The organism is Chloroflexota bacterium (assembly GCA_009840355.1).
GTDB lineage: Bacteria > Chloroflexota > Dehalococcoidia > Lucifugimonadales > JADFKI01 > Bin90.
On sequence record VXNZ01000009.1, the window covers coordinates 29,145 to 42,667 of the forward strand.

General features: G+C 58.8%; 11 protein-coding genes. 10 read left to right on the forward strand and 1 reads right to left on the reverse strand.

Features of this window, described 5'->3' with window-relative positions; all coding sequences use genetic code 11:
* Positions 1-20: 20 nt before the first annotated feature.
* The 3 genes from F4X57_01720 to F4X57_01730 all read left to right on the forward strand — a co-directional run bounded on the left by F4X57_01720 (position 21) and on the right by F4X57_01730 (position 4,139).
* Complete coding sequence (locus F4X57_01720) at positions 21-1,418, forward strand: amidase (GenBank protein MYC05892.1); 1,398 nt, start codon at positions 21-23, stop codon at positions 1,416-1,418.
* A gap of 109 nt (positions 1,419-1,527) precedes the next feature.
* The gene (locus F4X57_01725) at positions 1,528-2,379 is read left to right on the forward strand and encodes an LLM class F420-dependent oxidoreductase (protein MYC05893.1); all 852 of its coding nucleotides are present in this window, start codon (positions 1,528-1,530) and stop codon (positions 2,377-2,379) included.
* 47 nt (positions 2,380-2,426) lie between these two features.
* Complete coding sequence (locus tag F4X57_01730; protein MYC05894.1) at positions 2,427-4,139, forward strand: SulP family inorganic anion transporter; 1,713 nt, start codon at positions 2,427-2,429, stop codon at positions 4,137-4,139.
* A 108-nt stretch (positions 4,140-4,247) separates the two neighbouring features.
* On the opposite strand, the gene F4X57_01735 is transcribed toward F4X57_01730, so the two are convergent.
* Positions 4,248-4,847 (reverse strand): hypothetical protein, encoded by a 600-nt coding sequence (locus tag F4X57_01735; protein MYC05895.1) that lies wholly within the window; start codon positions 4,845-4,847, stop codon positions 4,248-4,250.
* A gap of 335 nt (positions 4,848-5,182) precedes the next feature.
* Here F4X57_01735 and F4X57_01740 point away from each other — a divergent pair, with 335 nt between their 5' ends.
* From F4X57_01740 to F4X57_01770, 7 genes are all read left to right on the forward strand, one after another.
* Positions 5,183-5,707 (forward strand): adenine phosphoribosyltransferase, encoded by a 525-nt coding sequence (locus F4X57_01740; protein MYC05896.1) that lies wholly within the window; start codon positions 5,183-5,185, stop codon positions 5,705-5,707.
* 236 nt (positions 5,708-5,943) lie between these two features.
* Entirely contained in the window at positions 5,944-6,408 is a 465-nt protein-coding gene (locus F4X57_01745; GenBank protein ID MYC05897.1) for a hypothetical protein, read from the forward strand.
* 265 nt (positions 6,409-6,673) lie between these two features.
* Entirely contained in the window at positions 6,674-7,216 is a 543-nt protein-coding gene (locus tag F4X57_01750; GenBank protein MYC05898.1) for a cyclic nucleotide-binding domain-containing protein, read from the forward strand.
* 239 nt (positions 7,217-7,455) lie between these two features.
* Positions 7,456-8,172 carry a cytidylate kinase-like family protein gene (locus tag F4X57_01755; GenBank protein MYC05899.1) on the forward strand — a complete coding sequence of 239 codons (717 nt, stop codon included), beginning with the start codon at positions 7,456-7,458 and terminating at the stop codon, positions 8,170-8,172.
* A gap of 367 nt (positions 8,173-8,539) precedes the next feature.
* Positions 8,540-9,529 carry an ABC transporter ATP-binding protein gene (locus tag F4X57_01760; GenBank protein ID MYC05900.1) on the forward strand — a complete coding sequence of 330 codons (990 nt, stop codon included), beginning with the start codon at positions 8,540-8,542 and terminating at the stop codon, positions 9,527-9,529.
* A 15-nt stretch (positions 9,530-9,544) separates the two neighbouring features.
* Positions 9,545-10,570, forward strand: coding sequence for a dipeptide ABC transporter ATP-binding protein (locus F4X57_01765; protein ID MYC05901.1), 1,026 nt, complete (start codon positions 9,545-9,547; stop codon positions 10,568-10,570).
* Between the two features lie 459 nt (positions 10,571-11,029).
* Positions 11,030-13,354, forward strand: a complete 2,325-nt coding sequence (locus F4X57_01770) for a xanthine dehydrogenase family protein molybdopterin-binding subunit (protein ID MYC05902.1) — start codon at positions 11,030-11,032, stop codon at positions 13,352-13,354.
* The last annotated feature ends 169 nt before the right edge of the window (positions 13,355-13,523 follow it).

Here is a 13,523-nt window from a genome sequence, read left to right on the forward strand (position 1 = left end):
GGACGGAGGGGATGAGATAGATGGATGAGATTATCTACACATCCGCCAAATCTATGGCGCGGGCGATTCAGAACAAAGAAATCTCGGCGGTGGAGCTGGTTGAGGCGCATTTGGCGCGTATCGAGGAGGTGAATCCGGCGATGAATGCGGTGGTTATGCTTGCGGCGGAGCGGGCGCGGGCTGAGGCGGCGGATGCTGATGCAGCGCTTGCGCGCGGCGAGAGCAAGGGCGCGCTGCACGGCGTACCGTTCACGCTGAAGGATTCTATTGACACTGAGGGCATCATCACAACGGGCGGTACTTTGGGGCGTAAGGATTTTGTGCCGGATGCTGATGCGACGGTGGCGGCGCGTCTGCGGGCTGCGGGTGGTATCCTGCTGGGCAAGACGAACACGCCCGAGCTGACTTATGCGGGCGAGACTGACAACCTGATTTACGGGCGGACGAATAACCCGTTCGACCTGAGCCGCATGCCCGGGGGCAGCAGCGGAGGCGCAGGCGCAATCGTATGCTGTGGCGGCGCTTCATTCGACATCGGCAGCGACACCGGCGGCAGCATTCGAGGTCCGGCACACTACTGCGGCATTACGGGTATCAAGCCGAATTCAGGACGGGTGCCGCGCACAGGGCACATTGTGCCGCACAGTTTCGGCGCGGTTGACTCGCTCACGCAGAACGGACCTATGGCGCGGTACGTCGAAGACCTTGCGCTCATCATGCCAATCATATCCGGTCCCGACTGGAGCGATCCCTTCATACCGCCTGTGCCACTTGGCGACCCCACGGATGTAGATATAAGCGGGCTGCGCGTCTGCTTCTACACTGACAACGGAGTGCGTACACCTACCGCGGAGATAATGTCGGCCGTGCGCGCTGCCGCTGCCGCGCTTGACGACGTGTGCGTGTCCGTTGAAGAAGACCTGCCGCGCGTCATTGCGGAGAATCCTGAAATAGCGGAAATGCTGCGTCAAGGGGATGGTCAGGCCGGAGCGCAACGACTGCTGGCGAAGTACGGCACGACCGAGACGCACGAATGGATGACTCGACAGTTGGAGAAGTCAAGCGAGAGGTCCGTTGCCGTTGGCGAATACACGGAGATACTGGAACAGGTGGATGCCTACCGCAGCGCTATGCTTGGCTTCATGCAGAACTACGATGTCATTATTTGTCCGGTGTCGTCGTTTGCAGCCCTCCCGCACGGCCTGTCTATGACGGACGAATACCGCTCCGGCATGAACTATACTGGTACTTACAACATCACGGGCTGGCCATCGACAGTCGTGCGCGGCGGCACATCGCCGGACGGCTTGCCCATCGGCGTGCAAGTGGTGGCGCGTCCGTGGCGCGAGGATGTGTCGCTCGCGGTCGCACAGTATTTGGAGGGGGCGCTTGGCGGCTGGCAGAAGCCGCCAATGTAGCAGGGCTTACGCGGCAGAATGCGTAGGATGGGATGATTGTGGTAAGATACGCGCGAATCTGGAATACGCTTTGGCTTAAGAGTACGCTTTGGCAAGGAGGCGCATACTTATGGCATCTCAAATTGGCGTAGCGATGGCGCTGCCCGCCTATACCGTTGACCCCGCGTTTGTGGCGCGGCGGGCGGAAGAACTCGGCTTCGAGTCCATCTGGTTCGCGGAACATCCCATTATGCCGGTCGAATCGACTAGCCCATTTCCCGGCGCGGAAGACGGCGTCATACCTTGGACATACTCGCACTTCACCGAGCCGTATATCGCGCTGGCGAGGGCGTCCGCCGTTACGACCGACCTTAAACTCGGCACGGGCATCACGCTCATCACGGAGCGCAATCCTCTGGTGTTGGCGAAAGTCATCGCGGCTCTGGACTTTTACAGCGGCGGGCGATTCCTGTTCGGCATCGGCACCGGCTGGCATCGCGAAGAGACTGAAATGATGGGCGGCGATTTCGACCATCGCTGGACGCAGGCACGCGAGGCGACGCTGGCGCTCAAGGCGTTGTGGACAGAGGAAGAGGCAGAGTTTCACGGCAAGTATTACGACTTCCCGAAAGTGCACTGCTTCCCTAAGCCGGCGCAGAAGCCGCATCCACCCGTGCTACTGGGCGGTATGGCGAAGAATGTACTGCGGCGCGTGGCACGCTGGGGCGACGGCTGGCTGCCCAACCGCGTAACCGCCGAGCAGGTGCGCGAAAGCCGCGTGATATTGGACACGCTCGCCGCCGAGTACGACCGCGATCCTAGCTCGCTGACCATCAACATTCACGGGCAGGAACCGGACCGCGACCATGTGCAGTCGTTCTTGGACGCCGGCGCTAACCGCGTCATTGTGCGGCTGGAACTTTGCCACAGCGAAGAAGAGATGGATGCGGAGTTGCAGCGGGTCGCGGAGGCGGTGTTGTAAATGCCATTTTATGTCCCAACAAACTTAATTGATGATATGCCCTACTGATGATATCGTCCTTTCGCACTCGTAAGCATAAGGCAGTGGAAGCCGCAAAAAAGGCTTTCACGGTGAATTATGATTTCCAGACTCTTCGCGGGGACGTGTTTGGAGGTATTACCGCCGCAGTTGTTGGGCTGCCAATAGCCCTCGCGTTCGGCGTGGCGTCCGGACTAGGACCAATGGCGGGAATGTATGGCGCGATCGCCGTCGGTTTCTTCGCCGCCGTCTTCGGGGGAACGCGCTCGCAGATCTCCGGTCCGACCGGTCCTATGGCAGTCGCGATGGCAGTCATCGTTACTACGCACGCATCCGGCCCGGTAGAAGCGTTTACGATTGCGATTATGGCGGGCGTCATACAGATGCTTCTAGGCATCACGCGCATCGGCCGCTTCGTGGCATATACGCCGTACTCAGTCATATCCGGGTTCATGTCCGGAATCGGCGTAATCATAATCCTTGTACAGTCCTTGCCGTTTTTAGGCGCTTCCCATGCCCAAGGCGGACCCTTAGCCGTTATGGGCGAACTTCCTGTCGCATTGACATCCGTGAACTTGAGCGCGGTCGCCATTGCGGGGGCGACCCTGCTCGTAGCCATCTTCTGGCCCAATCCGCTAAAGCGCTTTTTCCCTCCGACTCTGGCGGCGCTCGCGGTCGGCGCGGCTATTGGCGTCTTCTGGTTGACAGGCACGCCTGTGATTGGCGATGTGCCTACCGGGCTGCCGAGCCTTGTATTGCCTGAACTCTCCCCCGCATTTCTGCTGGGCGCTGTTCAGCCTGCCATCACCATAGCCTTGCTAGGCTCTATCGACAGCCTTTTGACATCCCTGATAGCCGATTCCCTTACGCGCGAGAGGCATAAGCCCAATCGGGAACTCTTCGGACAAGGAATCGGCAATGTCGCAGCCGCGTTCGTCGGCGGTATTCCCGGCGCCGGCAATACCTTGGGCACGGTAGTGAATATCCGCGCCGGAGGGATGACTCAACTATCGGGCGCGTTGTGCGCCGCCATACTGCTGGTACTCGTGCTTGGATTGGGGAAATATGTCGAGTCAATCCCGCATGCCGTTCTAGCCGGCATTCTTATGAAAGTCGGCTGGGACATAATCGACTGGCGATTCCTGACGCGCCTCCATCGCGTTCAGCCCGAACACCTTCTTATCATGTTCATCACGCTGACGCTTACGGTATTCCTCGACCTCATCACCGCGGTAGCTATCGGGCTGATAGCGGCAGGCATGGCGAGCGCGCGCCAATTCGAGCGCATGGAGCTTGACAGCGTGGTTTCTGTCCCGCTGCTCGACCGAACATTCCTGTTTAGGCGAGACGATGGGCAGAATAATGGGGACAGCGAGGACGATGACGCGGAAGGCATCGACCCATACTCGGCGCGAGTAGGAATGGTAGGGCTACGGGGAAGTTTTTCGGTCGCATCATCCGGCAAGCTCATAACCGCAATCAGCGCGGACATAAGCGAGCATGAGGTCGTAATACTCGACTTTTCGAGTACCGTTTACATCGATGACAGCGCCGCTCTGGTAGTTGAGCAGATGATAGACGCTGCCTATGACCAAGATACCGAGTGCATAGTGATGGGCTTGGCAGGGCTTCCCGCCGCGAGCTTATACGCCCTGGATGTCTTGCAGCGCGTTCCGGAGGATTGCCGCGTCGCTGATATTGATGAGGCTAGGGAAGTGGCATTGAGGCTTCTCTCAACTTAGAGACGAATTCAACGGTTTATTCGCTTCCCTTTCTACGGTACACGAATGCGAAGAAGCAGGACGGCGTTTCCATTCAAGTGGTTGAGCGAAGAAGCCCGCGCCGCCCTTCTATTTTCCGCCTGTGTCGGTTAGCGATGGTGCGGTGACGGCGTTGAAACGGCGCTCGGTGGCGGATGTGAATAGCGAAACGGACATTACGCGCGCTTCTGTGTTTAGGCGTATCGAGAGCAAGCCCATCACGGCGTTGTAGATGTCCAGCGACGCCTCTAACGATACCTGCCGCTGCCAGTGTTCCTGCCACGGACCGGGGTTCACCGCGCCGATGTGAGGCAGGTTGACCAGATGCTCCATCAGCGCTTCCGCAGTCTCACGGAGCGTGGCGAAGTCTTCGATTCTGTCATAGCCGGCTACGCCTTTGTTGCGGAATAGCACGAGCTGGTATAGCAGCATCCACCAGTAAATCGCCGCGAGCCGCGCACCGTTCAGGCGCTTGCGGTGGCGCTTTAAGCCCCAGTCGATCCCTTCGTCGTAGTTCTGCACGAAGAGTTGCGCCGTGATGTCCGCCGCGCCGTCGCAACTCGCCGCCCACAGCGCGCCCAGCCTGTTGTCGAGGCTGTCGTCGCCATATTGCGCGGATACGCGGCGCAGCTCGTCGATGTCAGAGCGCAGCCGCGTCTTCGCAGACCCACGCCATAGCGGTAATCTCATGGGCATCCTTTCTTTGGTAGCGTATCCTATCATCTATCCCATCATCCTGTCCCATTTTGTTGATTTCTCCGAGACGATTTCACAAATCCCTTTATGCTGTCATTCCGAACGCAGTGAGGAATCTGAAGCATGTCCCTGCGAAAGCAGGGATCGTTGCAAGTGAACCTGTTTCCAACTCTAGATTTCTCGCTCCGCTCGAAATGACAAGAATAGATTGCATTTGTGAAATCGTCTCAATTCCTCCGCGCCTGACTTGACCGAACTATGATAGCGAATTATTATTCACACGCGATTAGGCATACGCGATTAGGCATACTATTAACGGTGTTATCTGAATGCAGCTCAATTCTTATATACGAACGATTCAAGACTTTCCGGTGCCGGGCATTTCGTTCAAGGACATTACACCGCTGCTGGCGGACGCGGACGCGCTGCAATATGCGGTTGACCGCATGCTTGAGCAGTGCGAGCCGATGAGGCCGGATGTGATTGTCAGTATTGAGGCGCGCGGGTTTCTGCTCGCCGCGCCGATGGCGTATCGCTTGGGCAAGCCGCTCGTGCCGGTGCGCAAGCAGGGCAAGCTACCATACGAGAAGTTCAGCACGAGCTACGACCTGGAATACGGCACGGGCACATTGCAGATTCACACGGACGCGATTTCGGATGGACAGCGCGCGCTGATAGTGGACGATCTGCTCGCGACGGGCGGCACCGTATCCGCGACCGCCGAATTGGTGCGCGAGTGCGGCGGCAACATCGCCGGATACGCCTTCCTCATAGAACTTGCCTTCCTGGACGGAAGAAATAAGCTTGGCGGCGTTGATGCGGATATTGTATCGCTGATTACTTATGACTCTTAAATTGGGAAAGCCCAGAATCGAAGTGGCGCGCGTGTTCCGATATTTTGGATTCCTCACTGCGTTTCGGAATGACAAGCAGGCAAATTGGCGATGACGGAATTATGCCACTTGAGAAGATACGCCAATAATAGTCTGACACCCGCCTGAGGGTCTTACTGGCGGGCTAAAGCGAGAAGGGAAAACCGGTACGGCTGTCGCGCGAAATGCGGATGGCAGAGAAGAAAGGGAGAGTGCTCATGACGACGGATGTGAACATCGATAATCTGATTGCGGAAGTGGAAGAGGTGGTGGCGAAGGGCATCGCCTATGTGCAGGACAACGCCGAGTCCGAGGTGAAGATAGACATCTGGACGCCGCGCGAAGTTCTTTGCCACTGGATTTACTGGCACGCTGCAACCGCAGAGGGTATGGAGACCGCCGCGTCCGGCGAGGGACCGCATCGTATCTACGCTGACACTGACGAGATGAACGCGCGCTCGGTGGGACGCAAGTCCGGCGTCTCGGTGGCATGGCTGGTGGAAGAGATGGAAGAGCTTCAAGAGCGGCTGAGCGCGGCGGCGCGCGCAATGCCCGACCCGAACGAAGTGGTGGTCGTCAAGGGCGACGGCAGCTCGGCGACCGGCGTAGAGAGATTGGCAACAATCGTCAGCCACTGGAACGAGCATCTCGAAGAGATGGCAGAAGCGGCAGCGCAGGCATAGATTGCTGCGATTGGCGTGCTGCGATATTGTCCCACCTTCCTAACCTTCGCCCTAAGGTGAAAATGGACATATCCCGTGCCGTCCTGTTAGCTGCCCGTTAGTTAGCCCGCTGGAGCTTAATTGACAAGTGCGTGTCCGTTTGCAATCATGCGAACGAGGAGACACACGGTGTTGCTTCGTGGTTCAGTGCGCTGAACACGGTCGCAAGACCGGCTGATTTGCCGTCTCCAACTTCCGCTTGATTCTGGATACACGCGGCTACTTTATGGTTGCTGTGGGGCTTGTGCAGGGAGATAACATGGTCTATCGCACTAATGTCAGGTACATAACGCACTTCCTGCGCGAAGTCGATATGTTCAGCGGCTTGTCCGAGCGCAATTTGGACCGCATTGCGTCGCTGTGCGAAGAGCATACATTCGCTCCCGGTGAAACCCTAGGCACGCAGGACGAACGCGGCGCGCGCCTGTTCGTCATCCGCGAAGGCGAGATTGCGGCAAGCGTCGGCTCGCAGGACACGGGCGTTGTGGTGCGAACGGTGCGCAGCCACGAGACATTTCCCATTGCCATACTGATGGAGCCGCCGCTGCTCGTTACCACGACGGAGGCGGTAACAGAAGTCAGCGCGTTCGTGATACCGCGCGTCCGGCTGATGGAACTGTGCGAACTTGAACCCGAAATCGGCATGCACATTTACAGGGCTAGCTGCGGCATCATAATGAACCGCTACCGGTACACGCTCGCTATGCTGTCGGACAGCGCGGGGCATCAGGCGCGGCTTAAACCGGTTTGGCGCGGCGCGGAAGTGTAGCATATTCAACGAATGCGAAAGCAGGCAAAAGCAAGCCATGGCGGACGCCGTGATTTACACAGAAAATAGGCGCCTAATTATCCGGCAGAGGAACGAAGACAGGCCCACAACGGGCAGACAAACACTAACGACAAACTCGGAAATATCAGAAGAAGTCACGACAATGGACAAAGCCGCCGCAGAGCGCCGGCGACACAAAAGGGATCGACGATGACTGGGAGGAAAACAGGAGGTGCATCATGACGGTTGTAGCGTTAGGTGGACTAGCGGGTGCAGGCGCCAGAACGATGGGACCTATACTTGCAGAAAAAATGGGAGCCGACTATGTTGACCGGCTCATCTTGACCAATGTTGCTCGGCATGTGGGCGCGACCGTAGAGGCGTTGCACCAGCGCGAAGAACGACCTCCAACCCGCGGCGAACGATTCACCCGATTCTTGCAGCGCGTGCTGGAACGATCCGCAGTTACGGGCGCAGGCGGCGACCCATACTTCGGACCGGGCGTGGCGGCGTTCCTGACGGAAGAGTACGAAGACCTGCCTGAACCGACCGTTACGCGCGGGCACGAACTCGAAGACGAGAAGTACATCGAAGGCGTGCAGCACGCCATCAGCGACATGGCGACGGACGAGAACATCGTGATGGTCGGGCGCGGCTGCTATTACATCCTGAAAGACGCGCCGAATGTGCTGCGCGTTGGCATCGAGGCGGAGATCGAGGACCGCGCGGCAACTATCGCAGAGCGTGAACGGCTCAGCATCGACGAAGCGATTAGAACGGTTTCAGCCCGAGACGAAGCACGACAGTACTTCTTCAACCGCTTCTTCGACATCGAAAACCCGGACGCGCCGGAGTTCTTCCACTTCGTGATAAACACCAGCCACATACCTCAGGATTACGCCATCAAGATGATACTGGACGCGGTGGAAGCGCTGCGCGCGGGTGAGTTGAAGTAGCGCGGGCATTAGCTAATTCACCCCAATCCCATCAACAGGATAAGCAGAATGGGTGGGTTAGGATGGGACAGATGAGACGATCTCACAAATCCCTAATGTTGTCTTTCCGAACGCATTGAGGAATCTGAAGCATGTCCCTGCGAAGGCAGGGATCATTGCATGCAAACCTGTTTCCGACTTTAGTTCTCGCTTCGCTCGAAATGACAGGCATAAGTCGCAAATGACAGCTATAAATTGCAATTGTGAAATCATCTCGAAAATGGCGGCGGTTGCGCTTATGGCAACCTTTGGCTAGAATAGCGCACATCAGGGCGATAGACAGCGCGGCAGGGGCGGCGGCGCTCAAGCTCATTTGGGAGACGAGCCTATGGCACTACTAGAAATAAAGGACCTCGCTACCTACTTCTTCACGCAGGAAGGCGTAGTTAAAGCGGTTGACGGCGTGAGCTACGAAGTCGAAGAGGGCGAAGTGCTGGGCGTCGTGGGCGAAAGCGGCTGCGGCAAAAGCGTAACCGCGCTATCCATCATGCGCCTCGTGGCGAACCCGCCGGGCAGAACCGTCGGCGGGGAGGTCGTCTTTGACGGGGAAGATTTGCTGCTGATGGACGACTCCGAAATGCGGAACGTGCGCGGCAACAAAATCGCGATGGTCTTTCAAGAGCCGATGACATCGCTCAATCCGGTGCTGACCATCGGCAGGCAGCTCACTGAGACGCTGGAACTGCACTTGGGCATGTCGAAAGAACAGTCTAGGTCGCGCGCTGCGGAATTGCTGCAACTGGTGGGCATACCGGACGCGGAAAACCGGCTGAAGGACTATCCGCACCAGTTCAGCGGCGGTATGCGTCAGCGTGTGATGATAGCGATGGCGCTGAGTTGCAATCCGCGTCTCATCATCGCGGACGAGCCCACGACCGCGTTGGATGTTACCATCCAGGCGCAGATTCTTGAGCTTATGCAGGACCTTGCCGCGCAGTTCGGCACGGCTATGATAATCATCACGCACAACCTCGGCGTTGTCGCGCGCTATGCCGACCGCGTGAATGTGATGTACGCGGGCAAGATTATCGAGACCGGCAAGGCGAGCGAGATATACCACAACCCGCACCATCCCTACACGATGGGCTTGCTGGCGTCTGTGCCGCGTCTTGACGAAGCGGAGCGCGCCCGATTGGAAGCAATCGAAGGTCTGCCGCCCAACCTCGTGAACATGCCGCAGGGCTGCTCGTTCGCGCCTCGTTGCCGGTACGCCTACGAGAAGTGCTTGGAAGAAGCGCCCACACTCGCCGAAGTCGAATCGGGACATGAGGCGTCTTGCTGGCGCGCGCATGAGTTGAGCCAACTAGCGCACGCCTAATTTTGGGAGAGTCTGATGACGACATACACCGATAACGGCCACGACAATGATGTCCTGCTGGAAGTGCGAAATCTGAAGATGTACTTCCCGGTAACTTCGGGCATATTCTTCCAGCGAAAGATTGCCGATGTGAAAGCCGTGGACGATGTGAGCTTCTTCATCCGCAAAGGCGAGACGCTGGGGCTGGTCGGCGAAAGCGGTTGCGGCAAGACCACGACCGGACGCTGCATCCTGCAGCTGTACAAGCCGACCGAGGGCGACATCATCTTTGAGGGCGAAGACCTGAACGAGCTGGACGGCAGGGCGATGCGCGAGATGCGCCGCAAGGTGCAGGTCATTTTCCAGGACCCGTACGGATCGCTGAATCCGCGCATGACATGCGGCGACATCGTAGGCGAGCCGCTCATCGTGCACAAATTGACATCTTCCAAGCAGGAGTACCGCGACCGCGTTACCGAGCTGCTGCAAACGGTAGGGCTGAACCCGTACATGGCAGACCGCTACCCGCACGAGTTCAGCGGTGGACAGCGCCAGCGCATCGGCATCGCGCGCGCGCTTGCGGTCAACCCTAGCTTCATCGTCTGCGACGAGCCGGTGTCCGCGCTCGACGTGTCCATTCAGGCGCAGGTAATCAACCTGCTCGAAGACCTGCAAGACCAGTTCGGGTTGACATACTTGTTCATCGCGCACGACTTGTCCGTTGTGCGGCACATCAGCGACCGCATCGCGGTAATGTATCTCGGGCACATCGTGGAGATAGCCGATCGCAACGAGCTATACGAAAACCCGATGCACCCGTACACAAAGGCGCTGCTGTCAGCCGTGCCGATTCCTGACCCGGTCGTTGAGCAGCAGCGCGAGCGCATCATCCTGACGGGCGACGTGCCCAGCCCGATGAACCCGCCGTCCGGCTGCGTCTTTCACACACGCTGCCCGGACATGATTGGGGACTGCCAGCTAGAAGTCCCCGAACTGCGCGAAGTAGCTCCCGACCACTGGGTATCCTGCATCCGCGTGGAAGGGTACGACACGGCAGTGTAGAGCGCGCGGGCATATACGCGCCAGTCGCATTAAGAGAAGAGGGCGTTCAAGGATGAGCGCCCTTCTCTTTTTGTCCATTCGTGCCGTTCAATTTGCCTATCTTCCTAGGAAATTAGGCCCAATAGATTAGGTTCTGTGGACATTTGCGTCATTCCTGTGAAAACGGGAATCAAGAATCTCAAAACGCAGCCATTTTATCTCATTAACTCTGCTTGCAGACACTGGATTCCTGCTCCCTGCCTTCGCAGGGACATGCTTCGCAGGAATGACGGGATGTAATGGTGAAATGTCAACACAACCTAGAACGCGCACAAAGAGCGCTAGTCTTGAACTGATGCCACAATTCTGATTGTTGCCCATCCACTTCCCGCCTATGCCCCCTGCCCGTCCTGCCCCATCCCATCGCTTTATGATACATTATGCGCTATCACAGCAGTCACAGAACGGGAGGATGTGTATATGCTCGACTACAAGCCTAATATGGTTTTGTCTAACGAAGAGTTCAAGGTCGTGGGGACGCGGCCGGTGCGACACGATGGCGTGGACAAGGTTACGGGACGCGCTCGGTATGCGGCGGATACGGCTATGCCGGGACTGCTGTATGCGAAGGTCGTGCGCAGCCCGCATGCTCACGCGCGTATTCGAGACATCGATGCCAGCCGGGCGCTCGCGCTGCCGGGCGTGCATGCGGTCGTGACGGCTGCCGATTTTCCTGAGGCGTCCGCGGAGTTCATCGATCAGGAAGAGGGCGCGGCGGTGAATTATGGCTTTTTCAGCCGAAATATCATGGCGCGCGAGAAGGCGCTTTACATGGGACACGCGGTCGCGGCAGTCGCGGCGGCGAGCCAGCATCTCGCGGAAGAAGCGGCGATGCTCATCGATGTGGACTACGAAGTGCTGACGCCGGTCATTAACGCGACAGACGCGATGGCGGACGGCGCGCCCATCCTGCACGAACGGCTGGTCACGATGGCAAGCCCAGCGTTCCGCTCCGGCGGCTACGGCGACAGCGACGAGCAGACGAATGTATCCAACCACTTCGTCTTCGACGACGGCGATGTGGAGCAGGGCTTCGCAGAGGCGGATGTCATCGTCGAGCGCGAGTTCCACACGAAGGCGGTGCATCAGGGCTATATCGAGCCGCACTCGGCGACCGCATTCTGGAACCGCGACGGCAAGCTGACCGTGTGGTGCAGCACGCAGCAGCTCTTCGCATTCCGCGACCACATTTCGGCAGTGCTCGGCATCCCGCTGTCGGATGTGCAAGTCGTGCCGATGGAAATCGGCGGCGGATTCGGCGGCAAGGGAATGGGCGGGCTGTATTTGGAGCCGGTTGTATCGCTGCTCTCGCGCAAGGCGGGCAGCCGCCCTGTCAAGCTCGCTATGAGCCGCAAGGAAGTGTTTGAAGGCTCGGGCCCCACATCCGCGACGCACATTACCGTGAAGATGGGCGCGACCAAAGACGGCAGGCTTACGGCTGCGTCCGCAGCGCTCATCTATGAAGCGGGTGCGTTCCCCGGCTCGCCCGTGCCGTCCGGCTGCCGCACTATGCTCGCGCCGTATGTCATACCCAATGCGCACATTGAAGGCTTCGATGTGGTGGTGAACACGCAGAAGTCTGCGGCGTATCGCGCACCCGGCTCGCCGGCGGCTGCGTTCGCTGCGGAGTCTGTGGTTGACGAATTGGCGAACAAGCTTGGCATCGACCCCATCGAGTTTCGCCTGCTGAACGCGTCGAAGGAAGGCACGCGACAGCCTGCCGGTCCCGTATTCCGGCGCATCGGCAATGTAGAGATGCTTGAGGCGGCGCGCGACCACGACCACTATCGCACGCCGCTTGAAGGCAAGTACAAGGGCAGAGGCGTGGCGAGCGGCGGCTGGTTCAACGGCAGCGGTCCGGCGAGCGCGGTGGCGAGCGTGAATCCGGACGGCACGGTCAGCCTAATCGAAGGCTCGCCGGACATCGGCGGCAGCCGCGCGGTGATGGCGATACATGTCGCCGAAGTGCTTGGCATCGGCGTCGATGCGGTCAATCCTGCCGTCGTGGACACGGACTCCATCGGCTACTGCTCCGGCGCGGGCGGCAGCGGCGTAACCTTTAAGACGGGCAGGGCTTGCTACGAGGCGGCGCAGGATGTGAAGCGACAGATGGTCGAGCGCGCGGCGCGCATCTGGGAAATCGACGCGGACGATGTGGAGTACGATGACGAGACCGCCACGCTGCGCCACAAGCAGGACAGCGAACTGTCGATGACATTCGCACAGCTCGCGCAGCGGCTCAACGGCACGGGCGGGCCGGTTGTCGGGCGCGCTACGGTCAATCCCGCCGGTGTGGGCAATGCGTTCGCCATGCACATCGTCGATGTCGAGGTGGATGCGGACACCGGCAAGGTGGACATACTGCGCTACACGGCGCTGCAGGATGTGGGCAAGGCGATGCACCCGAGCTATGTCGAAGGGCAGCTGCAAGGCGGCGCGGTGCAGGGCATCGGCTGGGCGCTCAACGAAGAGTATTACTTCGACGACGAAGGGCGCATGCTGAACTCGACATTCCTAGATTACCGCATGCCCGTATCGCTGGATGTGCCGATGATAGATACCGTGCTGATAGAAGTAGCCAACCCGGGCCATCCCTACGGCGTGCGCGGCGTGGGCGAAGCGTGCATAGTGCCGCCAATGGCAGCAATCGCCAACGCCATCAGCAACGCCATCGGCGTCCGCATGACAGAGCTGCCAATGTCGCCCGCCAAGGTAGTGGAGGCGCTGTCGAAGAACGGCAGATAACGCTACTTGACGCTTGCCAATTAGCAGGCTGGCGGCGCGCAGAAGAGTAAGTGTGAGACTATCCCATAAGTCCCTACCCCTATGGGGTAACGCACTAACGCAATTTACCAAGCGCCGCGAGCCTGACAAACTAACCCAATAGCAAACTACCTGACATATCGACCAACTG